Here is a 20,488-nt window from a genome sequence, read left to right as displayed (position 1 = left end):
TCAGCCGCCGGTGCGGGTGAAGTGCTGGTGGTCGGGGGAGCGCCATCCGCCGCCCCACTGCCAGCCCGCCGAGGCGAACGCCTCGACCAGCACCCCGCCCCGGACCGCCATCCCGGGCCGCTCGTCCGAGCGGTTCCGGTACGCCGTACCGGCGGGCGGCAGCACCCTGCCGTCGACCAGGTACGGGTTCTCCACCGGGTTGACGTCGATCGCCTTCCCGTACGCGTGCGCGGACCATTTCGCCGCCCCCGTGGCGGGGACCGCTCGGCGGCAGTTGAAGCCGGAGGTGTTGTCGTCGGCCATCGACCTGTCGTCGCTGCCGCCGTACGCGTCGACCGGCTGTAGCCGCCTGATCGGGAAGCGTTCCCGATAGAGGGTGGCGAAGACCTCGACCACCTCGGCGGTGACCGTACGGTGCACCACGATCGTCCCGACCTGGGGGCGCCCGTCGAAGTCCCAGTAGCCGAGCCGGATCCGTCGGAGCTGGTCCGGGCCGACCGGACAGCCGGGCCGCCAGCTTCCGGCCAGGTCGGCGGCGGTGACCGTGGAGACCTCGGAGACGAACGCCGGTGCGGCCGGGCTGTCGGCCGGCGGGATTCCGGGCCGGTTCGACGTCGGGCCGGCCGGCATCGTCGGTGCGCCCGAGGCCGGGCCGGTCGCCGGGCCGCCGCAGCCCGTCGTCCCGAGCGCCGCCGCCAGCACCCCGGCCAGCAGCGGATACCGCACCCCGCGTCCCATCGCCGCCACGGTACGCGGCCGTCCGCCGCGCGCCCAACCGGCCGTACCGGCGGCGGGTGGGTCAGGGGCGCAGCCGCTTGAGGGTGGCGATGTCGTCGGCGTGCCCCTGGTTCTCGCTGGGCGTTTCCACGATCACCGGAATGCCGGCGGTCGCCGGGTGGGTCATCAGCTCGGCGAACGCCGCTTCGCCGATGGTGCCCTTGCCGATCGTCTCGTGCCGGTCGCGGGTCGAGCCGCACAGGTCGCGCGAGTCGTTGGCGTGCACCAGCCAGAGCCGCTCGGCCCCGATCGCGTCGACCAGGGCGTCCAGCGTCTCGCGCATGCCGCCCTCGCGGGCCAGGTCGTGCCCGGCCGCCCAGGCGTGGCAGGTGTCGAAGCAGGCGCCGAGCCAGGGGTGCCAGTCGACGGCGGCGAGGTAGGGCTCCAGGTGCTCGACCCGGGAGGCCAGCGAACGCCCGCCACCGGCGCTCGGCTCGACAAGCAACTTCGGGCCGCCGCTGGCCGCCGCCGAGTCGAGCAGCGGCAACAGCGCCTCGCGTACCTGTCGCATCGCCGCCTCGGCGTGCCCGGCGTCGACCGCGCTGCCGGCGTGGAAGACCACCCCGCTGGCACCGATCGCGGCACCCCGGTCCAGCGCGTGCGCCAGGGTCGCCACCGACTTCTCGACGGTCGCCGGAGTGGGGGAACCGAGGTTCACCAGCAGCGACGCGTGGATGTACACCGGCAGCCCACGTCCCTCGCAACCGGCCCGGAACGCCGCGTCCTGCCCCGGGTCGCCCGGCGGCAGCGCCCAGCCCCGCGAGTTTCCGACGTAGACCTGTACGACCTCCGAGCCGATCGCGTCGGCGTACGGCAGGGCCGCCTTGGCCAGCCCGCCGGAGGTGGGCGTGTGCGAGCCGACGGGCCGGTCCGGTGCCGTCCCGCGCGGTTCGGCGGAACGGTCGGCGGACTGTTCGGCGGCCGGCGCAACCGGGCCGGAAGCGTGCTCAGAGGCAGGTGATGACAACCTGGCTCCCTGGTGGTACCGGAGTGTTCTCGGGCGGGTTCTGGAACCGGACCGTGCCGTTCGGGTTGAACTGCACCCCGACACTCAGGCCCTGGCTCTCCAGGAGCTGCTTCGCCTGCTGGCAGGGCTGGTCGATCACCCGGGGCACGGCGACGGCCGGCGGGCCGTTGCTGACCTCGACCTTGATCTGCGCGTTCTTCTCCACCCCGGCACCGTCCGACGGGGTCTGCGCGATCACGGTGTCCTTGGGCTTGTCGGAGTCCTTGTACTCCTCGCTGAGCTTGAGGTCGAGTTCCTTGATGATGTTGCGTACCTCGTTGATGTTCTTGCCGACCAGGACGGGGACGCTGATCGGCGCCTTGCCCTTGCTGACGATGACCGTGATCTTGTCGCCGGGCTTGACCTCGGTGCCGACCTTCGGGTTGGTGGCGATCACCACACCCTCCGGCAGGTTGTCGTCGTACCGGTCGGTGCCGCGTGCCAGGACGAGGTTCACCTGCTCCAGGTCGAGCTGGGCCAGGTCGAGGGTCTTGCCCACCACGTCCGGCACCGGGAAGCGCTCCGGACCGAGCGACAGGGTGAGGGTGATCGTGCCGCCCCGCCGGATCCGGCTCGTCGACTCGGGATCCTGGCTCAGCACGCTGTCCTTGGCGACGTTCTCGCTGTACCGGGCCTCGCCGAACTTGACCACGAAGCCGGCCCGCTCCGCCTGCGCCTGTGCCTGTGCCCCGGCCAGTCCGGCCAGGCTCGGTGTCTCGGTGTAGCGGCCGAACGCGAACCACCAGCCGGCCATCCCGGCGACCAGGGCGAGCGCGACCACCGTGACCACGACCGAGGCCCGGCCGGCGAAGAGCTGCGCGCCCACCTCGCGTACCCGGTCGAGGAGGTCGGAGCCCGGGCTCGCCGCCGCCCGTCGCCGGTGCGGCGTGCTGCGTTCCCGTGGCTGCTCGGGCAGGCGGGCCCAGGACGGCCGCGCCGTGGGTTGTACCGACGAGACCACCATGGTCGGCTGCTGCACCACCATGGTCGGCTGGTCGTTGGCGGGGATCTGCCGCAGCACGGCGGTGTTGGCGTTGGCGACGGTGCCGAGGTCGTCCCGGACCACCTGGACCTCGGCCTGGAACGCGCCCGCGTCCGTCGGCCGGGCCCCGGGGTCACGCCGGGTCGCCCGGCGGACCAGTTCGTCGAGTACCGGCGGCAGGCCCGGCACCAGCCCGGAGGGTGCCGGCACGTCCCGGTCCACGTGCTGCCAGGCGACGTCGACCGCCCGGTCACCGTCGTACGGAACCCGGCCGGTGAGCATCTCGAAGAGCACGATGCCGGCGGCGTAGACGTCGGTACGCGGATCGGCGCGACCCTCGGTGACCAGCTCCGGCGCCACGTAGGCGACGGTGGCCATCAACTGGTTGCCGCCCTCGGTGTCGGAACTCGCCTCGACCGCCCGGGCCAACCCGAAGTCGGCGACCTTCACCACGCTGTCGACCAGGTTGCCCGCGCCGCCGCTCGGCGCCTCGGCGACCAGCACGTTCTCGGGTTTCACGTCCCGGTGCACCAGGCCGGAGCGGTGTGCGGCGCCGATCGCGGCGAGCATCTGCTCCAGGATCGCGAGCGCCTCGCTCGGGTTGAGCCGCTTGCGCTCGGCCAGGATCTCCCGCAGGGTCCGGCCCCGGACGTACTCCATGACCAGGTACGGCAGCCCGCCGTGGGTGCCCTGGTCGTAGACGGCGACCACGTTCGGATGGGTCAACCGGGCGATGGTCTTGGCCTCGTCGGTGAACCGCTCCAGGAACCCGGCGAGCTGCACCTGCGCGGCCTGCGCCTGGTTCGGGTGAATGATCTTGATTGCGACCGTACGGTCGAGTCGCTCGTCGATGGCGGTGTAGACGGTCGCCATCCCACCACGGGCCACGCGACCGCGGATGCGGTAGCGCCCGTCGATCAGCGTGTTCAGCAGCGTGTCGGCGACCTGTATGTCCATCGGCAGGCAGTCTATGTCTCCAGGGGGCGGCGGCAGAACAGGATGCCACAGCCGACGCCGAAGCGAAAACTTCGTGTCGCCCGATCAGCGCTCCCGGAGATCGGTTCGGTGGCTTTTGCCGGTCCTGTCCGACGCTGCCCGCCCGATGCTGGTCGAGGGTCCGGTCGAAGCGCTGGTCGAAGCGCTGGTCGGAACGGCTGGTCGGAAGGGCTGGTCGAGCGGGTGTCGGAGTCGCGGCCGACCGGGAGCCGTTCGGTGGGGTGGGCGGGGAGCCGTTCGGCGGGGTCGGCGGGCGCGTGGCAAGGTGAGCGGGTGACCGAAACCTCACCCGCCGACCCGCAGCCGATCGAGCCGACCGGCTGGCTGAGCCTCCCCGACGTCGCCGAGCGCCTCGAGGTGTCGATCAGCAAGGTGCACCAGATGATCAGGGACCGGGAGCTGCTGGCGGTCCGCCGGGACGGCACCCGGGTCGTCCCGGCCGAGCTGGTCGCGAACCGGACCGTACGCAAGCACCTGCCGGGCATCCTCACCCTGCTGCACGACGCGGGCTACGACGACGAGGCGACGTTGCGCTGGCTGTACCTGCCCGACGACACCCTGCCGGGCACCCCGGCGGCGGCGCTCGGCGGCGACCGGGCCCGGGAGGTCAAGCGCCGGGCCCAGGCCACCGGCTTCTGAGCCGGATCGCGCGAGGATGGGAAGGTTCGCCTACCTGGCGGTACTCGCCGGATGCCTGGCCGCCGCGCTGTGGCTGGAGCCGATCCTGCGGGTCAACGTGTTGCGGCGGTGGCGTCGGCTGCTGCTCACGCTGCTGCCGGTGGTGCTGGTCTTCGGGCTGTGGGACCTGGCCGCGATAGCCGCCGGACACTGGACCTTCGACCCGGAGCAGACCACCGGGGTACTGCTTCCCGGCGACCTGCCGCTGGACGAGGTGCTCTTCTTCGTTGTCGTACCCTGCTGTGCCATCCTCGGCTTCGAGGCGGTCCGGGCGGTGCTCCGCTGGCCGGCCGGCGACGAGCCGACGTGACCGTGAACGGGCTTCTGTGAGCTACACGGTGGCGGCCCTGCTGGGTGTGCTCGGTGCCGTCCTGCTCGACCTCTTCGTGCTGCGTACCCGGCTGGTCCGCCGGGCGGTGTTCTGGGCCACGTATCCGATCATCGTGTTCTTCCAGTTGCTCTCCAACGGCATCCTCACCGGCCGGGGCATCGTCCGGTACGCCCCGGACGCGATCGTCGGCTGGCGGCTGGTGTACGCGCCGGTGGAGGACCTGCTGTTCGGCTTCGCCCTGGTGCTGCTCACCCTGGCCGTCTGGGTACGCCTGGGCCGGGCCGGTGTGCAGCGCACCCCGTCGGCGGGGGACGGCGCCCGGCTGCTCGACCGTCGACGTCGCTGATCGTGTTCAACCCCGGCCCCGGGACCGTCGGCGCCGGTACGCCAGGACGGCCAGCACCGCCACCAGGGCGACGTCGACGAGGGCTCCCGGCAGCTTGGTGAGTACGGCGAGCCCGAGCCCGGTGGGCAGGACCAGGAAGCTGAGCGCGATCACGAGTACGGCGACCCGGCGGACCCAGCGGTGCTCGGACAGGCCCGCCGCGAGCACGGTGACGGCGGTCAGCCCGTACCAGGGGTAGAAGATCGGGGACAACAGGGCGAGGGCGGTGAAGGCGACACCGGTCAGGGTCACCAGTCGACGGCGGGTACCCGTCCGGTCGGCCGCCGGGACGGCCCGCAGGGCGCGGAGCAGCAGAAACGCGATCGTCCCGGCCAGAGCGACGAGACCGAGCAGCCGGGCCGCCGCCACCGCGCCGTCGACCGCCTCGGGCCGGCCGGCCAGCCGCAGCAGATAGCCGGCCGCCATGCCCAGGCCGGTGGGTACCGAGGTCCACTGCACCAGCCGGCCGGTCCCGGACAGCGCGCCGATCCAGCCGAGGTCCAACCCGGTGGCCAGGGTCACCCCGGCGAAGGTCAGGCCGGCGGCGACCAGCCCGCCGAGGGCCGACTTCACGACGGCCGGGTTCAGGTACGGGATGCGGCTGATCCGGCCGCTGCCGGGCTCGTCGGCGCCCTCGGGGGGTACGTCCGGCGGGTGCGTCGGCCCGGACGGCGCGGGGTGGCGGCCGGCGGGGGAGCGGACGGAGTTCAGCAGCAGTGCGAACGGCAGCGCCACGATCGCGGTGACCTTGATCGCGACCGCCAGGCCGAGCAGTGCTCCGGTGACGGCTGCGGCCCGACCCGTGCGAATACCGGCGGGAAGCTGGCCACGGAACCGGCCGACCCGTCCGGTTCCTGGAGCGGCGGGTCGGTCCGGTGGGCCGCCGGCCGCCACCGCCAACGCGGCCAGGACCAGCCCGAGCACCAGTGCGTCGTTGTGTGCCCCGCTGACCGCGTGGATCAGGACGAGCGGCGAGACCAGACCCAGCCAGACGGCCCGGGCCGGGTCGACGCCGCCGGCCCGGGCCAGCCGGGGGAGGCAGCCGGCGACGAGTACGACACCGGCCAGCGCCTCGGCGCGGAGCAGCGCGACCGCGATCAGCAGTTGGCCGTCGGTGGAGGCGGTGAGCAGGCGGGCCACCGCGACCGCCGCGCCGGCCAGGGCCACCGCCAGCGGCCCGTACGGGGTCGGGGTGTCCCGCCACAGCGCCGGTACGGCGTCCGACCAGACACATCCGCCCGGCAGTACCCCGACGGCGTACGGGTCGGTGCCGTCGAGCCAGAGCGCGCCCTGGCAGGCGTAGGCGTACGCGTCCCGGCTGCCGGTGGGCGGTGCGACCAGCAGTGGAGCCGCCCAGAGCAGACCGGTACGCAGCAACCATCCGACCGGTACGCTCTCCGGCCGCCGCCGTACCCGGACGCCGAGCCGCCACCAGACGCCCGCCAGGGCCGCCAGCCCCACGAACCAACCGGCCAGGCCCAGCCAGTAGCCCCAGCCGTCGTGGCCAGTCGACGCGACGGAGCCGCCCGACGGCAGTGCCCCCGCCCCGTAGGCGCTGGCCGCCGACACGGCGCTGGCGGCGAACCCGGCCATCCGGAGCCGGGTCGGCCGGTCCCGGGAAGGCACGTCGCCGACGGGTCGCACGAGACCAGCATCGCCAGCCGCCGGTGCGGTCGGCGGGCGCTTCCGGTCGGGAAGACGTGAAAGAGGCCACCTCTCGACCCGGTGCTGACCCACCTCGGCCCGTACGGCCGGTCGGGTTCAGTCCTTGCGCCGGGTCGCCACGACGGCGAGATCCACCAGCACCTCGCGGGCCTCGGGCTCCAGATCGACGTTGACCAGCGCGGAGAGCGCCGTGTCGGTGAGGGTGGCGATCCGCCGCTCGGTGCGGTCCAGGGCACCGCTGCCGGTGATGACCTCGCGTACGGCGTCGATGCCCGCCTGGTCGAGCCCGGGGTCGCCGAGCCGGCGGGTCAGCAGGTCCCGTCCGGCCGGATCGGTCGCCTCGAAGGCCGCCGCCACCAGGTAGGTGCGCTTGCCTTCCCGCAGGTCGTCCCCGGCCGGCTTGCCCGTCTGCCCCGGATCGCCGAAGACGCCGAGTACGTCGTCCCGGAGCTGGAACGCCTCGCCCAGCGGCAGCCCGTACCGGGAGTAGGCGGCCCGGAGCTCGGCGGGCGCGTCGGCGAGGGCGGCCCCGAACAGTAGCGGACGCTCGACGGTGTACTTGGCCGACTTGTACCGGGCCACCTTGCTCGCCCGGTCGACCGAGGTGTCCCGGGTCGCCTGGGTGAGGACGTCCAGGTACTGCCCGATGGTGACCTCGGCGCGCATCTCGTCGAAGACCGGTCGGGCCCGGCTCACCGTCACCGGGTCGATGCCGCTGCCGTGCAGCAGTTCGTCGGACCAGACCAGGCACAGGTCGCCGAGCAGGATGGCGCTCGACTCGCCGAACCCGTCGGGTGCACCGGCCCAGCCGGCCGCCCGGTGCCGGGCGGCGAACCGGCGGTGCACCGACGGTTCACCGCGCCGCGTGTCGGAGCGGTCCATCAGGTCGTCGTGGATCAGCGCGCTCGCCTGCACGAACTCCAACGAGGCCAGGCCGCTGACGATCTCCTCGGAGTCCGTACCGCCCGCCCCCCGGTAACCCCAGTAGCCGAAGGCGGGCCGCAGCCGCTTCCCGCCGCCCAGCACGAACGCCTCCAGCGCCTCGACGACCACGACGAGCCCGTCGTCGACGCTGGTCATCCAGGCTCGCTGTCTGGCGAGGAACCGGGCCAACGAGGTGTCGACCCGCTGGCGGAGGCCAGCGCGGTCTACCGGCGGGACGGGGGCGGGTGCGGTCACGCCATGACGCTAGTAGATCGGTCATCGGGCTGCTCAGGACGGCCGGGCTCGCGTCGCCGGGGCATCCTTTTCCTGGTCTGCCGGTCCGCCGGTCCGGCCCTCGGTGGGCGCGACGACCGACATCCGGGCCGGGAGGTAGCGGCGGGCGGCACCGGCCAGCGCGGCGTGCCGCCGCCCGGCCGGCTCGGTCCGGTACGCGGCGAGCCGCCGCCCGGTGCCGGTCAGCTCCGTTGCCGCCCGTGCCGACCCGGACCGTACGGCGTCGAGCAGTGCCGCGTCGGCCACCTCGGCAGCCTGGTCCAGCTCGCCTAGGTCGAGGTAGGCACGGGCCAGCCAGGCACCGTAGACCGCCGACCTCCTCGGCTGGCCGGGCCGGGTCAGCGCGGCGACGAGCAGCGGTTCGGCGCGCAGCGGCCGGTGCAGCGCGGCGAGGCAGCGGCCGGTCATCGCGGCCAGCTCGGCCTCGTCCAGCCAGTAGAGCCAGCCCGGTTCCCGGGGCGGCTGGCGTCGGTCGGCCGCCCGCTCGGCGGCGGTCAGCGCGGCGTACGCGGGCCGGCGCCGCCCGCACCGCGCCGCCGCGAACGCGATCCGGTGCAGCAGCAGCGCCCGCAACCCGGCCGGCGCGGCACGCCGGGCACCGAGATATCCGGTACGGGCGAGCAGCAGCCCGCCCCGGGGGTCGCCGAAGCTGCTGAGCAGGTGGCTCGCCGAGCCGAGTACGTGCGCGCCGAGGCTCCGGTCGCCGGCCCGGGCTGCGGCGGCCAGCGCCAGCCGGTAGGCGCGGAGTGCGCTGCCGAGGTCACCCGCGTCCGCGTGCCACCAGCCGGCGAGCTGCGCCGCCTCGGCCACCAGCGGCAGTGTCCGGCGTTCAGGGCGACCGGTCGCCCGCCGTGCCGTAACCAGCGTGAGCCGACCGGCCGGCGAGGACAGCAGGTCCTCCCCGCAGACCAGGTCGTCCAGCCGACGCAGCCCGCCGATCCCGGCCGCGTCGAGTGGAAGCTCGGTCGCCTCGGGTGGGATTCCGGTCGCGTCGAGTGGGATTCCGGCCGTCGGGTCGCCGTCCGTAGCCACCGTGCCCGGGATTCTCGCGGTCGACTCGCCCGCGAGATGCGGTGTCGGCTCGGCCGGGAAGGTGGCCGTCAGGCCGATCGGGGAGTCCGGGTCGCTGAGCCAGACGTGTGCCGAGGCCAGCAACTCCTGCCGGGCCCGTGTGGCACCCGGCGCTCCGCCGTCCCCACCGTCGGCCCTGCCGGGCCGGCTCGCGGCGGCGGCGACCGCCAGGTCTTCGACGGGTACCTCGAACACGGCCGCCAGCCAGCACAGCCAGAACTCGCCGGGCACCCGCTGTCGGCGCTCCCACCGGGACACCTCGTGCCGGCTCACCGTCGGTACGCCGGAGGCGGCACAGAGCTGCTCGGCCACCCGGAGCTGGCTCCAGCCTCTGGCCAGCCGCAGTTCGGTCAGCAGTTCGCCGAGCGAGCCCGGCGCGGTGGCGGTGCGGTGGGCGGCGGGATCGTACGGGTGGTGCTCGGGTCGGGGCATGGCGGTCCTTCGGCACGAGACGATCTGACGAACCTGCTGCTGACCCCCGCGCACGACCCCGGAGACGGACGACCCGGCTCCCTGCGCGGCCTACTTCCTACCGCCCGGGTACGACGTTCTGCCCCCGACACCTCTTCAACCTGGGTCGCACGGAAGTCGTGACTGTCAACGTGCCGGGGACAGTGGTCCTCGGCCGGTCCAGCCGACGAATCTTGCGAACATCCCGGGCAGATCGGGATCGACGCTCGGATTGAGCGCATGGAGATCGGTCATCGCCTCGTGCAGTACGGCCACCATCAGGATCGACAGGTCAGCCGCCGCCAACCCGAATGTGTGGCGGAGGTGCAGGCGTGCGGCCGGACAGGGCCACGGTGCGGCGCAGGTACGGCAGAGCCAGAGCGGCCGGATCGGCGGGTGGGGGTGGCTTCGTGGCGGCGGGCGGTCGAAGACGGGTGGACGGTTGGCGGGAGTCATACCTCTAACGGTGCCCTCCGCTCTTGACCCTAGTCAAGGCGTAGGGGCAACGATCTAGCGTCCGAGGTGTGGAGCCTGAGCTTGTCGGAGCACACGAGATCCGTGTGATGCTCGGCGGCATCAGCAAGCAGCGGGTGCACGTGATCACCAGCCACCGCAACTTCCCGGAGCCGTACCAGGAACTGGTGATGGGGAAGGTCTGGCGCAAGTCGGACGTCGAGGCGTGGATCCGGCAGCATCGACCGGACCTGGTCGAGGGCTAGCTTCGGCCGGTGGAGGAACTGGTCGGGGTGGCGGAGATCCGCGACATGTTGGGCGGCAATCTGTCCCGGCAGCGGGTACACGTCATCACCAGCCATCGAGACTTCCCGGCCCCGATCCAGAAGCTGCGGATGGGCAACGTGTGGTTGAAGCGGGACGTCGAGGAGTGGATCAGAAACCGGCAGGCTGCCGGATAGGGCAAGCCCTCCGGCGGCTCGGGGTGGTGGTTCAGGGATGGATGGGGATCATCCCGGATCACTCCGCTGCGCTTCCGACCTAGCGTCGGGGGCCATGTCCTCCCTCGCGCGGCAGACCGATGACCGTAGGAACAGCCGGATACCGACCCGATGGACCCGACCGGTGCAGTACCTGACCGTGGGCTGCTCGGTCCTGTTCGTGATCGGTACGGCGCTACAGAACTTCGTGATCATCGACCTCCGGGCGATGGAGGAGATGATGCGGCTGGCCGGCTCCACCGAGGCGCAGGCCAGCGCCGACGCGCCCGGCTTCCTGACCGGGTTCCGGATCGTCGGCTGTGTCTACCTGGTCGGCAACGCCGTCGGACTGCTCGCCGGGACGGGACGGTCCTGGGTCTTCTGGACGGCGCTGGCGGTGAACGCGACCCAGGCGGCCGGGGTGGTGATGATCCCGCCGGAGGTCTTCGAGGCCACCCGGGACCGGTTCGGCGTACCGGGGCTGCTGCCGTCGTACGCCACGGACGGCGGGGCGTTGGTGCTCGCCGTCGTACTGCTGGCGGTGCTGGTCCGGTACCGGCGGCCGTGGGCGTACGCGAGGACGCCGGCACCCTAGCGCGGACGCCGGCCCAGGGGCCGGTACGGCCGCTGGCCCCGGGGCCAGGGTGCTGGCCCCTCCCCACTGGCTCCTCCGCACCGGCCCGATTCGCCGTTCGATCGACGGCGACGGCCCACCCCGACCGGTACGCCCACCCCGGGCACCGGCCGGCACCGGTGGCCGTCGACGCCGATCGAACAGTCGAGGAGTGCCGCCGTGCCCAGCGAGTTGCCGTTCGACCCGGAGAATCCGCCCGACGAGCCGCCGCCGGAGGTGGTGCAGCCGATGGCCTGGCGGCTGGCCGTACGCCTGCACCGGGAGCACAGCCCGCTGCCGGCCGACCCGTCGACCCTGGTGTCCGGGCCGGCCGGGCCGAACGTCTGTCGCACCTGTGCCGACCCCTGGCCGTGTCACGGCCGGAAGATCGCCGTACGCGGTCTACTCGCCGCCTGCCGGAGGCCCGGGGCCGGCTCGTGACCGGGGCGTCCGGGCCGGGAAGTGACCGGCAGGTGGGATCGAAAAGCCGACTCTCCGCCCCTAACGGGACTCAACGGGGCAGGACCGGGGCGCCGCGACCGGTAGAGTCACGACGTGGCGCTCGGTCTTCCCTCCGTTTTTCCCGACTCGCGGCCGGCGATCGGGGACCTCGTCCGTGGTCCCGCGCCGACCTTCTCGTTCGAGTTCTTCCCACCCAAGACCGAGAAGGGCGAGCGGCTGCTCTGGCAGGCGATCCGGGAGCTGGAGTCGCTACGCCCCTCGTTCGTCTCCGTGACCTACGGCGCGGGCGGGTCGAGCCGGGACACCACGGTCGCGGTGACCGAGCGGGTCGCGACCGAGACCACCCTGCTGCCGATGGCGCACCTGACCGCGGTCAACCACTCGATCGCCGAGCTGCGCAACGTGATCGGCCGGCTGGCCGGCGCCGGGGTGCGCAACGTCCTCGCGGTGCGCGGCGACCCGCCGGGCGACCCGATGGGCGAGTGGGTGCGGCACCCGGCCGGGGTGCTCTACGCCGAGGAACTGGTGCGGCTGGTCCGCGAGGCGGGCGACTTCAGCGTCGGGGTGGCGGCATTTCCGTACAAGCATCCCCGCTCGCCGGACATCGCCACCGACACGCAGTACTTCGTCCAGAAGTGCCGCTCCGGTGCCGACTTCGCGATCACCCAGATGTTCTTCGACGCCGACGACTATCTCCGGCTCCGGGACCGGGTGGTGGCGGCCGGCTGCGACACCCCGATCCTGCCCGGCGTCATGCCGGTCACCCAGCTCAGCACGATCGAGCGTTCCCAGCAGCTCTCCGGGGCGCCGTTCCCGCCCGCGCTGGCCGCACAGTTCGACCGGATCGCGGACGATCCGGAGGCGGTCCGCCGGCTCGGCATCCAGCAGGCCAGCGAGATGTGCCGACGCCTGCTCGACGAGGGCGTGCCGGGCATCCACTTCATCACCCTCAACCGGTCGACCGCGACCCGCGAGGTCTGGCAGAGCCTCCAGGCCGGCGTCGGAGTCTGAGCGGATGCGGCCCGAGCCGGCCCAGCGGCCGGGCGGCGAGGCCCGACACCGTACCCGGGCGCGACCCGGGTCGCCCGGCGGCGGTTGAGCCACCGTGGGCAACCGGTTGACGTGGGACGAGTACGCCAACAAGTGGGCGCGACTGCACGGTGGTTTCGATCCCCGGATGGCGACCACGTCGGTGCGCCGCTGGCTGCGGATGTCGTACGCGCTGGGTTGTTTTCTCGCCCGGCTGCGCGTGCCGCCGACTGCGGTGACGGTGCTCGGCGTGCTGCTCTGCGTCGCCGTGCCGGTCACGGTCGGCCAGGCCCGGCCGGGTCCGGTCGGGCCGCTGGTGGCGGCGGGGTTCGTGCTGCTCGCCGCCGTGGCCGACAGCATCGACGGCGCGGTCGCGGTGGTCACCGGCCAGACGACCCGGCTCGGGTACGTCTACGACTCGCTGGCCGACCGGGTCGGCGAGGTCTGCTGGCTGATCGCCTTCTGGCTGGTGGGCGCTCCCGGCGGGCTGGTGGTGGCCGCCGGGGCGCTGTCCTGGCTGCACGAGTACACCCGGGCCCGCTCGGTCTCGGCGGGAATGAAGGAGATCGGCACCGTCACCGTGGGGGAGCGGCCCAGCCGGGTCAGCGTCGCCGTGGTGGGACTGCTGGTGGCCGGGGTGGCACACCTGATCATGCCGGAGCTGGCGGCCGGCACCATCACCGTGGCCACCGCGATCTGGGTCCTGCTCGGCTTCTTCGGCATGGTGCAACTCCTCTCGGCGGTGCGCCGTTCGCTGGACACCGGCAAGGAGCCGACCGGCAGGGAACCGACCGGAAAGCCGTCGGCCGCAGGCCGCCCCGTCGATGCGGAGTCGTCAGGCCGGCAGCCGCTCGGGGACGAGCTGTCGGGTCGGCAGTCGCTCGGGGACGAGTCGTCGGGTCGGCAGCCGCTTGGGGACGGCCGGCAGTCGCTCGGGGACGAGATGTCCGGTCGGCAGTCGATCGGGGAGGGGCCGGCCACTGGTCCTCCCGGCAAGGAGTTGGCCCGACGTGAGCCGACCGGAGTGGAACTCCGCCGCCGCGAACCGCCCGAATAGCAGCAACGGGTCGGAGCGGGCGGGGACGGGTCAGGGCGGGCCGATTTCGCCCGCGACGATCTGCGCGGAGAGCGCCACCATCGGCAGGCCGCCGCCCGGATGGGTGGAGCCGCCAACCAGGAACAGCCCCCGGGCCGGGCCCCGGTTGGCCGGGCGCAGCAGCCCACCGACGCTGCCGTGGATCGCCCCGCCGGGGGCTCCGGCCGTGCCGACCAGGTCGGCCGGGGTACGCAGCTCCCGGAAGACCAGCCGGTCCCGGACGTCGACGCCGCGCTCGGCCAGTACCGCCAGCACCCGGTCGGCGTACGCGTCCGCCAGCCCCGGCCGGCGCCAGTCGACCCCGCCCAGGGTGCGCGCCTGGCGGGGCGCGTTGACCAGTACGAACCACGCCTCGTGTCCGGCCGGCCGGACCAGGGGATCGTCGGGCACACTGACGAAGACCGTCGGGTCGGCCACCGGCCGGGCCGGTACGCCCCGGCCGGGATCGCCGAACACCGCGTCGAACTCGGCGTCGTAGTCGGTCGGGAAGAAGACGTTGTGGTGCGCCAGCCCGGAATCGCCGCGTACCCCGAGCAGCAGGACGAAGCCGGCCAGGCTGCGCTCGGTCAGCCCGGCCAGCCGGTCCGGGGTCGGTAACAGGTCCCGGTAGAGGGTCAGCGCGTCGGTGTTCGCCACCACGACGTCCGCCGGCACCGGGGCGACGGCACCGGCCAGCCGTACCCCGTGCACCCGACCGCCGGCCGCGTCGATGCCGGTGACGGTGCTGCCGGTCGCCACCACCACGCCCAGGTCGAGGCAGCGGGAGAGCAGCGCGTCGGCGAGGGTGCCGAGCCCGCCGCGCGGGTACCAGCCGCCGAAGGCCAGCTCGGCGTACGGGATGGCGGCGAGCGCGGCCGGTGCCCGGCGCGGGTCGGCGCCGGTGTAGGTGGCGTACCGGTCGAGCAGCATCCGGAGCCGGGGTTCGCGCAGGTAGCGCCGGCCCAGCCCGCGCAGCGTCCCGCCGGGGGCGATCGCGGCCAGGTCGCCGAGCCGCCAGGAGAGTCGCGCCAGGTCCCGGGCCGAGTCGACGGGTCGGCGCAGCACGTCCCGCCAGGAGGCGGTCCAGATCCGCTCGGCGCGGCGCCACAGCCGTCGCCAGTCGGCGGCGGCCTCCACCCCGAACCGCTCCGCGATCCGGGCCGCGAAGACGTCCGGGTCGGCACAGGAGTCCAGCACCGTCCCCGGAACTGCCCGGCCGGCCGCCGCGTCTCCGCCGATCGGCGGGAGACCGGAGTCGGTGGTCGGCTGGAGGCTGGGGTCGGTGGTCGGCTGGAGGCTGGGGTCGGTGGTCGGCGGGAGGCCAGAGCCGGTGGTCGGCGGGAAGAAGTGCCGGACGATCGGGTCGAGCGGCGTCAGGTCGACGTACTCGTCGAGCTTGCTGCCGGTCGCCTCGAACAGGTCGGCGAAGACCTGTGGCAGGGTGAGCAGGCTGGGACCGGTGTCGAACCGGAACGTGCCGACCGGCGTCTCCCGGACGTACCGGCCGAGCTTGCCACCGACCACCCCGGACCGCTCGTAGACGGTGACCTCGTGGCCGAGCGCCGCCAACCGGGCAGCGGCGGCCAGGCCGCCCACGCCCGCACCGATCACGACCACCCGACCCACGCCAGCCCCCTCGTTCCGGTCGACCCGTACCGGTCAACCGCCCCGTTCCGGTCGACCGCCGTCGCCGTCGCCGTACCGCTGGCCGGAGCGGCGCGCGGGTGTACCCCGTCGCCGGCTCGGCACGCCGACCGTCCCCTCCACGGATCAGCGCACCCGTCGGCCCCGCCATGTGAGCCGCCCCCGCCTTCGCAGATGGTACGACCGGATGGTGAGCCAGCCGAGGACCGCGACCGACAACGGATGTGTCAATGCGTCCGGCCAGCCCCGGCCACCGGTCGCCCGGGCGCTGACCAGGCGACCTGTCACGCCCAGCAGATAGCCGAGCAGTCCCGCCAGGGCGGCTGCCGGCGCGCCGGCCAGCGCCGCACCGACGGCGAGCAGCGGCGGCAGGGCGTACAACAGGAGCAGCAGGAGCACGACGGCGGTGGCACCGGCCGGCGGACCGAACGCCGCCCAGAGCGACTTGCCGTAGCCGTCCCGCAGCTCCGACCAGGAGCCGTACATCCGGCAGTCGGCCAGCCGGGAGCCGTCGGCGAGCGCGATCCGCCCGCCGGACCGCTTCACCGCCCGGGCCAGCTCGATGTCCTCCAGGACCCGGTCCCGAACCGCCGCGTGCCCGCCGGCCCGCCGGTAGCCGGCCCGGTCCAGCACCAGGAACTGCCCGCCGGCGGCGGCCAGGCTCGGCCGGGGCGAGCGCTCCATCGCAGGCAACGGCAGGAAGGTCAGCCAGAGCCACTGCAACAGCGGCTGGACCAGCCGCTCACCCGGCGAGTCGGCGAGAATCCTCGGGTACGGGGAGAGCAGCACCGCCGAGGCCGACCGGAGCGTGGTCACGGCGGCGGCGACCGCGTACGGGCCGAGCGTCACGTCGGCGTCCACGAAGACCAGTACGGTGGCGGCCGAGCCGGCCCGGTCGGCGAGCTGCTGGCAGGCGTACGGCTTGCCGAGCCAGCCCGGCGGCAGCGGCGCGCCGTCGAGCAGGCGTACCCGGGGATCTCCGGCCGCGACCGCCCGGACCACCTCGGCGGTGCCGTCGGTCGAACCGTCGTCGAGCACCACGATCTCCAGCCCGGGTACGCCCCGCTGGGCCAGCAGCGAACGAAGGCACGGCCCGACCCGGGTCGCCTCGTCGCGCACCGGCAGCAGCACCGCGACCGGCTCGTCGGTGCCGGCGGTGCCGGGCGGCGGACGGCGCAGCCCACGGGTGGCGTTGAGCCAGGTGTGCGCGGTCAGTACGCCGACGATCGCGGTGAGCGCCCAGCCGAGCGCCGTGCCGCTCACGCCGGTCACGCGGGTGCGGCGGCGGGCTCGGCGTCGGACCGCCGTGGGCGTCGGCGGCGGGCCAGGGTCACCGCCAGCGGGCCGGCGACGGCCGCCATGGCCAGGCCGCCCCAGCCGGCCGAGGCGGGCAGGCCCAGGAAGACCGCGTGCGCGAGGACGCTGCCGGCGTAGGTCCAGAGGTAGAGGGCGTACATCGGCGCGTCCCGGTCACCGGCCAGCCCGGCGGCCCGGCCGGCGACCGGCCCGAGCAGCGCCATCAGGAGTACGGCGAAGAGCAGCCAGCCGAGGTAGTTGCTGACCGGGACGTCCGGTACCCCGGGCAGCGCCGGGCTCGGGTCCCGCCAACTCCAGTAGCCCTCGGCGACCATCTGCGGGTCGAGGAACAGGTCCCAGCCGGCCAGTCCCACTGCGGCCAGGGCGACCCGGCCCGCCCTGCGCCGGGTCAGCCGGGCGGCGGCGAGCCAGGCCGGCCAGGCCATCCAGGTCCAGGCCAGCGGGATCACCAGCGGCACCCCGGCGAGTTTCGGGCCCAGCTCGCCGGAGTAGGCGTACCCGCCGAACGGCACGCCGGTGGCCACCCCGAGTGCCTCGACCGCCAACCCGCCCCCGGTGGTGACCAACACCAGTCCGGCGGCCACCCGGGGACCCCGGCTGAGCAGGGCGTGGCTCACCGACAACAGGTAGCCGAGGCAGACCGTGACGACGGTCAGCCGAGCCCGGTCGGTGCCCCCGGTCAGCGGATAACCGATCTGGGCCAGCACCAGTACGCCGAGCACCAGCCAACTCGACCGACCCGACCAGCTCGGCTGACTTGACCAGCGCAACGGGTCCGGCCGGGGTGCCGATCCGGCGGCCTCGGCGGCTTCATCGGCCCCGGTGGGTCCGGCGGTAGTCCGGCCGGGGGTCATCGTCCCGGTGGGGGCAGCGGCAGGTCCCGGCCAAGTACCGCGAAGGACCGCTCGTCGCCGGGGAAGCGGAAGTTCCGCAGGACGTCCACGAAGCCGAACCGCCGGTAGAGCCGCCAGGCCCGGGAGGTGCGCTCGTCCGCCTCCGGGGTGGAGAGCAGGGTGGTGCTGCCGTCGGCCATGCCGAGCAGGGCGCGGAGCTGGCGGGCACCGAGCTGGTGTCCCTGGGCGGCCGGGCGGACGTGCAGCTCGACCACCTCGAAGCAGTCTGTGAACCAGGTCTTGCGGGCGTCAGCGGAGAGCGCGTTGTAGACCTGGTCGTGCCACCACTGCCCGGGTGCGGAGAGGTATCCGTAGCCGAATCCGACCAGGTGGCCGTTGGTGCTGAGGGTGGCGACGGCGCGGAACCCCGGTCGGCGTACGTGGGTCGCGATGTAGCCGCGCCGGGCCTCCAGCAGTTCGGCCCGGTACCCCATCGCCTCGCCGTAGACCGACACCACGTCGTCGAGCCGCCGGGCGAGGTCGTCCGGTTTCCACGGCACCAGCCTCATGGTCGTCCGCTCCTCACTACCTGGCCGGTGCCGGGCTCCGGGTCACCGCCGGACGCGACCCAGCCGAGTACCGCCGGGTCACCGGCGAGATTCCGTACCTCGAACCGCGCGAACAGTTCCTCGGCGTACCAGCGTTGGCTGGCGGTACGAGTGATAGCCGTGCGGTGCTCCGGGGAACGGTACGCGAACTGACGCAGGTACGTCGCGTTCCGCCACACGCTGACCGTGCCCTGCCAGCCGAGCGGCGCCTCGCCGATGCCGAACCGGGCCAGCAGGCCGGGAGCGTCCCGCAGTGCGGCGGCGACGGGGGGCACGGCCCGCCAGAAGGTACCGGCCCGCAGCGGGCGCAGCCGGGCCCGGGTCAGCGCCAGTACCGGCGCCGCTGCCGCTGCCGGCCCGCCCGCCGACCCGGACCGGGGCACGCCGGACGGTTCGCCGTCCCGCCCGGAGCCGGGCACGCCGGACGACCCGGACCGGGGTACGCCGAACGGCTCGATCCCGGACCACCGGCCCCGGCTGGCCAGCGGGCGTAGGTCGAGCCGGGCGCCGGCCAGCGCGACCTGTCGCCAGGCCCGCCCCACCGGGGTCTCGTCGAACGTGTCGGCCCGAGCGGGGTCGGACCAGACGACCAGTGCGGCCCAGCGGGTGAGGTCGGCGTCGGTGGGCCCGAAGCCGGTACCCGTCCCGGTGCCGAGCAGCTTGCCGAACCGTACGCCGGGAACGGCCCGCAGCCGGCGCCGGTCGACGGCCATCCGGGTCAGCACCCGGGGCAGGGCGCCGGGCGCCACCCGCCAGACGTGCAGGGTGACCAGCGGTCCCGGGGCCGGCTCGCCGGGCGGCCCGCCGGACACCTCGCCGCCCACGCCACGGTCCGGCTCGCTCACGTCACAGTCCGGCTTGCTCATGCCACGGTCTGGCTCGCTCACGCCCTGGTCCGGCTCGGTCATGCCGTGGTCCGGCTCGGTCATGCCGTGGTCCGGCTTGCTCATGCCATGGTCCGGCTTGCTCACGCCACCTCGGCGGAGGTGCCGGCGGTGATTCGGAGCAGTTCGGCGTAGGTGGTCGGGAAGACGGCCCGGGGCACGCCGCCGGCCGCCCAGATCTCCGGGTAACCGGCGAGCGCCGCGTCGACCAGGGTACGGATCGGTTTCGGGTGCCCGAGCGGGGCGACTCCGCCGATCGGCTGGCCGGTGTGCTCGCGGACGAACTCCGGGGTGGCCCGCTTCAGCGCGGTCAGCCCGAGTTCCGTGGCGACCCGGCCGGTGTCCACCCGGTGTGCCCCGGAGGTGAGCACCAGCAGCGGATCGCCGTCCGCGTCGAAGATCAGCGAGTTGGCGATCTGGCCGACCTCGACTTCCAGGGCGGCGGCTGCCGCAGCGGCGGTGTGTACTGCCTCGGGCAGGATCCGGATCAGGCTGGCCGCGCCTGAGCCGTCGCGCCCGCCCGCGTTGTCCAGCGCGTGCTGCACCGCCTGCACGTTCGGATGTGGCTGCATGGACTCCATCTTGCCTCCCGGAACAGTGGCCTCCCCGCCTCCCCGCCTCCCCGCTTCCCTGCCTCTCTGCCTCCTCGCCTCTCTGCCTCCCGCTTCCCTGCCCTCCGTCCCCGGGGTCGGCCGTCGGCCGGCCGGGCTGACGAAGGTCGTACGGTCGGGATGACCTTTGGGTGGGGTGGGCGCCGGAAAAGACGACTATCTTGAGGCGCTATGCGGGTGTTGCGGCGAATTTTGCTGGTGGTGCCGACGCTTCTGCTCGGCGGAGCGGCGGTGGCCGTGCTGGCGCCGGGCGGGCTGGGCGACCCGCGACCACGGGTGGTGACCGAGGGACCGTCCGCCGAGGCGTACCGGGACGTGGTCGGGCAGGCCGGTGAGATGCCCGGCTGGCTGCACAACCTCGGCGAGTACGGCGGGGCGGCCGGTCTGCTCGTCCTCGCCGGCCTGCTGGCCCGGTTGGGCTGGCTCGGCTGGCGGCGCAGCCGTACCCCGGACACCCTCGGCGTGCTGCTGGTCGGCCTGGGCACGATGCTGGCGTACCTGGTCAGCGAGGCGCTGAAGCTGGTCGTCGACCAGGAGCGGCCGTGCCGGGCGTTCGACGTGGTGGTCTGGGTGTCCTGCCCGCCGGCCGGGGACTGGTCGTTCCCGAGCAACCACTCGACCCTGGCGGGTGGGCTGGCGGCCGGGCTCGTCCTGCTGGCCCCGAGGCTCTGGTATCTGGCGGTGCCGGTGGCCGGCGCGGTGGCGGCGTTGCGGGTGGTGGCCGGCGTGCACTACCCGCACGACGTGCTCGCCGGGCTGCTGCTCGGCGCGGCGGCCAGTACCGCACTGCTGGTCGCGCTGCGGCCCGGTACTCGCCGTTGAGCCCCTGGCCGGGACACTCCGCAGGTCGCTAGGTCGCTAGGTCGCTAGGTCGCTCCGGGAAGGCCGCTCCGTCAGCCGGTCGACGAAGGGGGGCCGGCA

At 73.9% G+C, this 20,488-nt stretch carries 22 protein-coding genes and 1 pseudogene; 10 read left to right on the top strand and 13 right to left on the bottom strand.

The window, feature by feature from the left end; genetic code table 11:
• The 3 genes from Pen02_RS24975 to pknB all read right to left on the bottom strand — a co-directional run bounded on the left by Pen02_RS24975 (position 1) and on the right by pknB (position 3,722).
• The gene (locus tag Pen02_RS24975; RefSeq protein WP_203868493.1) at positions 1 to 738 is read right to left on the bottom strand and encodes a M15 family metallopeptidase; all 738 of its coding nucleotides are present in this window, start codon (positions 736 to 738) and stop codon (positions 1 to 3) included.
• 61 nt (positions 739 to 799) lie between these two features.
• Positions 800 to 1,744, bottom strand: a complete 945-nt coding sequence (locus Pen02_RS24970) for a deoxyribonuclease IV (RefSeq protein ID WP_203868492.1) — start codon at positions 1,742 to 1,744, stop codon at positions 800 to 802.
• Positions 1,725 to 3,722: a Stk1 family PASTA domain-containing Ser/Thr kinase gene (gene pknB, locus Pen02_RS24965; RefSeq protein WP_203868491.1), complete on the bottom strand. Its 1,998-nt coding sequence runs from the start codon at positions 3,720 to 3,722 to the stop codon at positions 1,725 to 1,727. The genes Pen02_RS24970 and pknB overlap by 20 nt, the downstream gene beginning before the upstream one ends.
• Positions 3,723 to 4,034: 312 nt before the next feature.
• Between pknB and Pen02_RS24960 the strand changes: the two genes are divergently transcribed.
• From Pen02_RS24960 to Pen02_RS24950, 3 genes are read left to right on the top strand one after another with little or no spacing between them, the layout of a single operon-like run.
• Positions 4,035 to 4,400 carry an Rv2175c family DNA-binding protein gene (locus tag Pen02_RS24960; RefSeq protein ID WP_203868490.1) on the top strand — a complete coding sequence of 122 codons (366 nt, stop codon included), beginning with the start codon at positions 4,035 to 4,037 and terminating at the stop codon, positions 4,398 to 4,400.
• Between the two features lie 16 nt (positions 4,401 to 4,416).
• Complete coding sequence (locus Pen02_RS24955) at positions 4,417 to 4,749, top strand: lycopene cyclase domain-containing protein (protein ID WP_203868489.1); 333 nt, start codon at positions 4,417 to 4,419, stop codon at positions 4,747 to 4,749.
• Between the two features lie 16 nt (positions 4,750 to 4,765).
• The gene (locus tag Pen02_RS24950) at positions 4,766 to 5,116 is read left to right on the top strand and encodes a lycopene cyclase domain-containing protein (RefSeq protein WP_203868488.1); all 351 of its coding nucleotides are present in this window, start codon (positions 4,766 to 4,768) and stop codon (positions 5,114 to 5,116) included.
• Positions 5,117 to 5,122: 6 nt separating this feature from the next.
• Here the strand turns inward: Pen02_RS24950 and mptB are convergent, their stop codons facing one another.
• The 4 genes from mptB to Pen02_RS42855 form a co-directional block, all read right to left on the bottom strand.
• On the bottom strand, positions 5,123 to 6,799 hold the full coding sequence (gene mptB, locus Pen02_RS24945) for a polyprenol phosphomannose-dependent alpha 1,6 mannosyltransferase MptB (RefSeq protein WP_239141223.1): 1,677 nt from the start codon (positions 6,797 to 6,799) through the stop codon (positions 5,123 to 5,125).
• A gap of 117 nt (positions 6,800 to 6,916) precedes the next feature.
• Positions 6,917 to 7,999, bottom strand: coding sequence for a polyprenyl synthetase family protein (locus Pen02_RS24940; RefSeq protein ID WP_203868487.1), 1,083 nt, complete (start codon positions 7,997 to 7,999; stop codon positions 6,917 to 6,919).
• Positions 8,000 to 8,032: 33 nt separating this feature from the next.
• Entirely contained in the window at positions 8,033 to 9,541 is a 1,509-nt protein-coding gene (locus tag Pen02_RS24935) for a helix-turn-helix domain-containing protein (RefSeq protein ID WP_203868486.1), read from the bottom strand.
• Between the two features lie 165 nt (positions 9,542 to 9,706).
• On the bottom strand, positions 9,707 to 9,865 hold the full coding sequence (locus Pen02_RS42855; RefSeq protein WP_307837729.1) for a hypothetical protein: 159 nt from the start codon (positions 9,863 to 9,865) through the stop codon (positions 9,707 to 9,709).
• Between the two features lie 218 nt (positions 9,866 to 10,083).
• On the opposite strand from Pen02_RS42855, the gene Pen02_RS24925 reads away from it, so the two are divergent.
• The 6 genes and pseudogenes from Pen02_RS24925 to Pen02_RS24900 all read left to right on the top strand — a co-directional run.
• A complete protein-coding gene (locus Pen02_RS24925) occupies positions 10,084 to 10,278 on the top strand; it encodes a hypothetical protein (protein ID WP_203868541.1) in 195 nt (64 codons plus the stop codon).
• 9 nt (positions 10,279 to 10,287) lie between these two features.
• Positions 10,288 to 10,473 carry a helix-turn-helix transcriptional regulator gene (locus tag Pen02_RS24920; protein WP_203868540.1) on the top strand — a complete coding sequence of 62 codons (186 nt, stop codon included), beginning with the start codon at positions 10,288 to 10,290 and terminating at the stop codon, positions 10,471 to 10,473.
• 163 nt (positions 10,474 to 10,636) lie between these two features.
• Positions 10,637 to 11,086: a hypothetical protein gene (locus tag Pen02_RS24915; protein WP_203868484.1), complete on the top strand. Its 450-nt coding sequence runs from the start codon at positions 10,637 to 10,639 to the stop codon at positions 11,084 to 11,086.
• A gap of 198 nt (positions 11,087 to 11,284) precedes the next feature.
• A complete protein-coding gene (locus Pen02_RS24910; RefSeq protein ID WP_203868483.1) occupies positions 11,285 to 11,545 on the top strand; it encodes a hypothetical protein in 261 nt (86 codons plus the stop codon).
• Positions 11,546 to 11,659: 114 nt separating this feature from the next.
• Positions 11,660 to 12,577 (top strand): methylenetetrahydrofolate reductase [NAD(P)H], encoded by a 918-nt coding sequence (gene metF, locus Pen02_RS24905; protein WP_203868482.1) that lies wholly within the window; start codon positions 11,660 to 11,662, stop codon positions 12,575 to 12,577.
• Positions 12,578 to 12,671: 94 nt separating this feature from the next.
• Positions 12,672 to 13,352: pseudogene (locus Pen02_RS24900) on the top strand (CDP-alcohol phosphatidyltransferase family protein); the annotation flags it as partial.
• A gap of 330 nt (positions 13,353 to 13,682) precedes the next feature.
• Here Pen02_RS24900 and Pen02_RS24895 read toward each other — a convergent pair.
• From Pen02_RS24895 to Pen02_RS24870, 6 genes are all read right to left on the bottom strand, one after another.
• Positions 13,683 to 15,281, bottom strand: coding sequence for a phytoene desaturase family protein (locus Pen02_RS24895; RefSeq protein ID WP_372445661.1), 1,599 nt, complete (start codon positions 15,279 to 15,281; stop codon positions 13,683 to 13,685).
• Between the two features lie 159 nt (positions 15,282 to 15,440).
• Positions 15,441 to 16,577, bottom strand: coding sequence for a glycosyltransferase family 2 protein (locus tag Pen02_RS24890; RefSeq protein WP_203868480.1), 1,137 nt, complete (start codon positions 16,575 to 16,577; stop codon positions 15,441 to 15,443).
• Between the two features lie 5 nt (positions 16,578 to 16,582).
• The gene (locus Pen02_RS24885) at positions 16,583 to 17,401 is read right to left on the bottom strand and encodes a carotenoid biosynthesis protein (protein WP_239141221.1); all 819 of its coding nucleotides are present in this window, start codon (positions 17,399 to 17,401) and stop codon (positions 16,583 to 16,585) included.
• Positions 17,402 to 17,481: 80 nt separating this feature from the next.
• Positions 17,482 to 18,033 (bottom strand): GNAT family N-acetyltransferase, encoded by a 552-nt coding sequence (locus Pen02_RS24880; protein ID WP_203868478.1) that lies wholly within the window; start codon positions 18,031 to 18,033, stop codon positions 17,482 to 17,484.
• The gene (locus tag Pen02_RS24875) at positions 18,030 to 19,022 is read right to left on the bottom strand and encodes a monooxygenase (RefSeq protein WP_239141219.1); all 993 of its coding nucleotides are present in this window, start codon (positions 19,020 to 19,022) and stop codon (positions 18,030 to 18,032) included. The genes Pen02_RS24880 and Pen02_RS24875 overlap by 4 nt, the downstream gene beginning before the upstream one ends.
• A gap of 17 nt (positions 19,023 to 19,039) precedes the next feature.
• Positions 19,040 to 19,528 (bottom strand): YbaK/EbsC family protein, encoded by a 489-nt coding sequence (locus tag Pen02_RS24870; RefSeq protein ID WP_203868534.1) that lies wholly within the window; start codon positions 19,526 to 19,528, stop codon positions 19,040 to 19,042.
• Between the two features lie 216 nt (positions 19,529 to 19,744).
• Between Pen02_RS24870 and Pen02_RS24865 the strand changes: the two genes are divergently transcribed.
• Positions 19,745 to 20,389, top strand: a complete 645-nt coding sequence (locus Pen02_RS24865) for a phosphatase PAP2 family protein (protein WP_239141218.1) — start codon at positions 19,745 to 19,747, stop codon at positions 20,387 to 20,389.
• The last annotated feature ends 99 nt before the right edge of the window (positions 20,390 to 20,488 follow it).

The organism is Plantactinospora endophytica (assembly GCF_016862915.1).
GTDB lineage: Bacteria > Actinomycetota > Actinomycetes > Mycobacteriales > Micromonosporaceae > Plantactinospora > Plantactinospora endophytica.
Note: the sequence above shows the minus strand (reverse complement) of the source record. Positions and strands in the feature narration are given on the sequence as shown.

Bases quoted from the DNA above. Each gene is read 5' to 3' on its own strand.
- Pen02_RS24975 (WP_203868493.1), bottom strand. From the start codon at position 738: ATGGGACGCGGGGTGCGGTATCCGCTGCTGGCCGGGGTGCTGGCGGCG.
- pknB (WP_203868491.1), bottom strand. From the start codon at position 3,722: ATGGACATACAGGTCGCCGACACGCTGCTGAACACGCTGATCGACGGG.
- Pen02_RS24955 (WP_203868489.1), top strand. From the start codon at position 4,417: ATGGGAAGGTTCGCCTACCTGGCGGTACTCGCCGGATGCCTGGCCGCC.
- Pen02_RS24935 (WP_203868486.1), bottom strand. From the start codon at position 9,541: ATGCCCCGACCCGAGCACCACCCGTACGATCCCGCCGCCCACCGCACC.
- Pen02_RS24880 (WP_203868478.1), bottom strand. From the start codon at position 18,033: ATGAGGCTGGTGCCGTGGAAACCGGACGACCTCGCCCGGCGGCTCGAC.
- Pen02_RS24875 (WP_239141219.1), bottom strand. From the start codon at position 19,022: ATGAGCAAGCCGGACCACGGCATGACCGAGCCGGACCACGGCATGACC.
- Pen02_RS24870 (WP_203868534.1), bottom strand. From the start codon at position 19,528: ATGCAGCCACATCCGAACGTGCAGGCGGTGCAGCACGCGCTGGACAAC.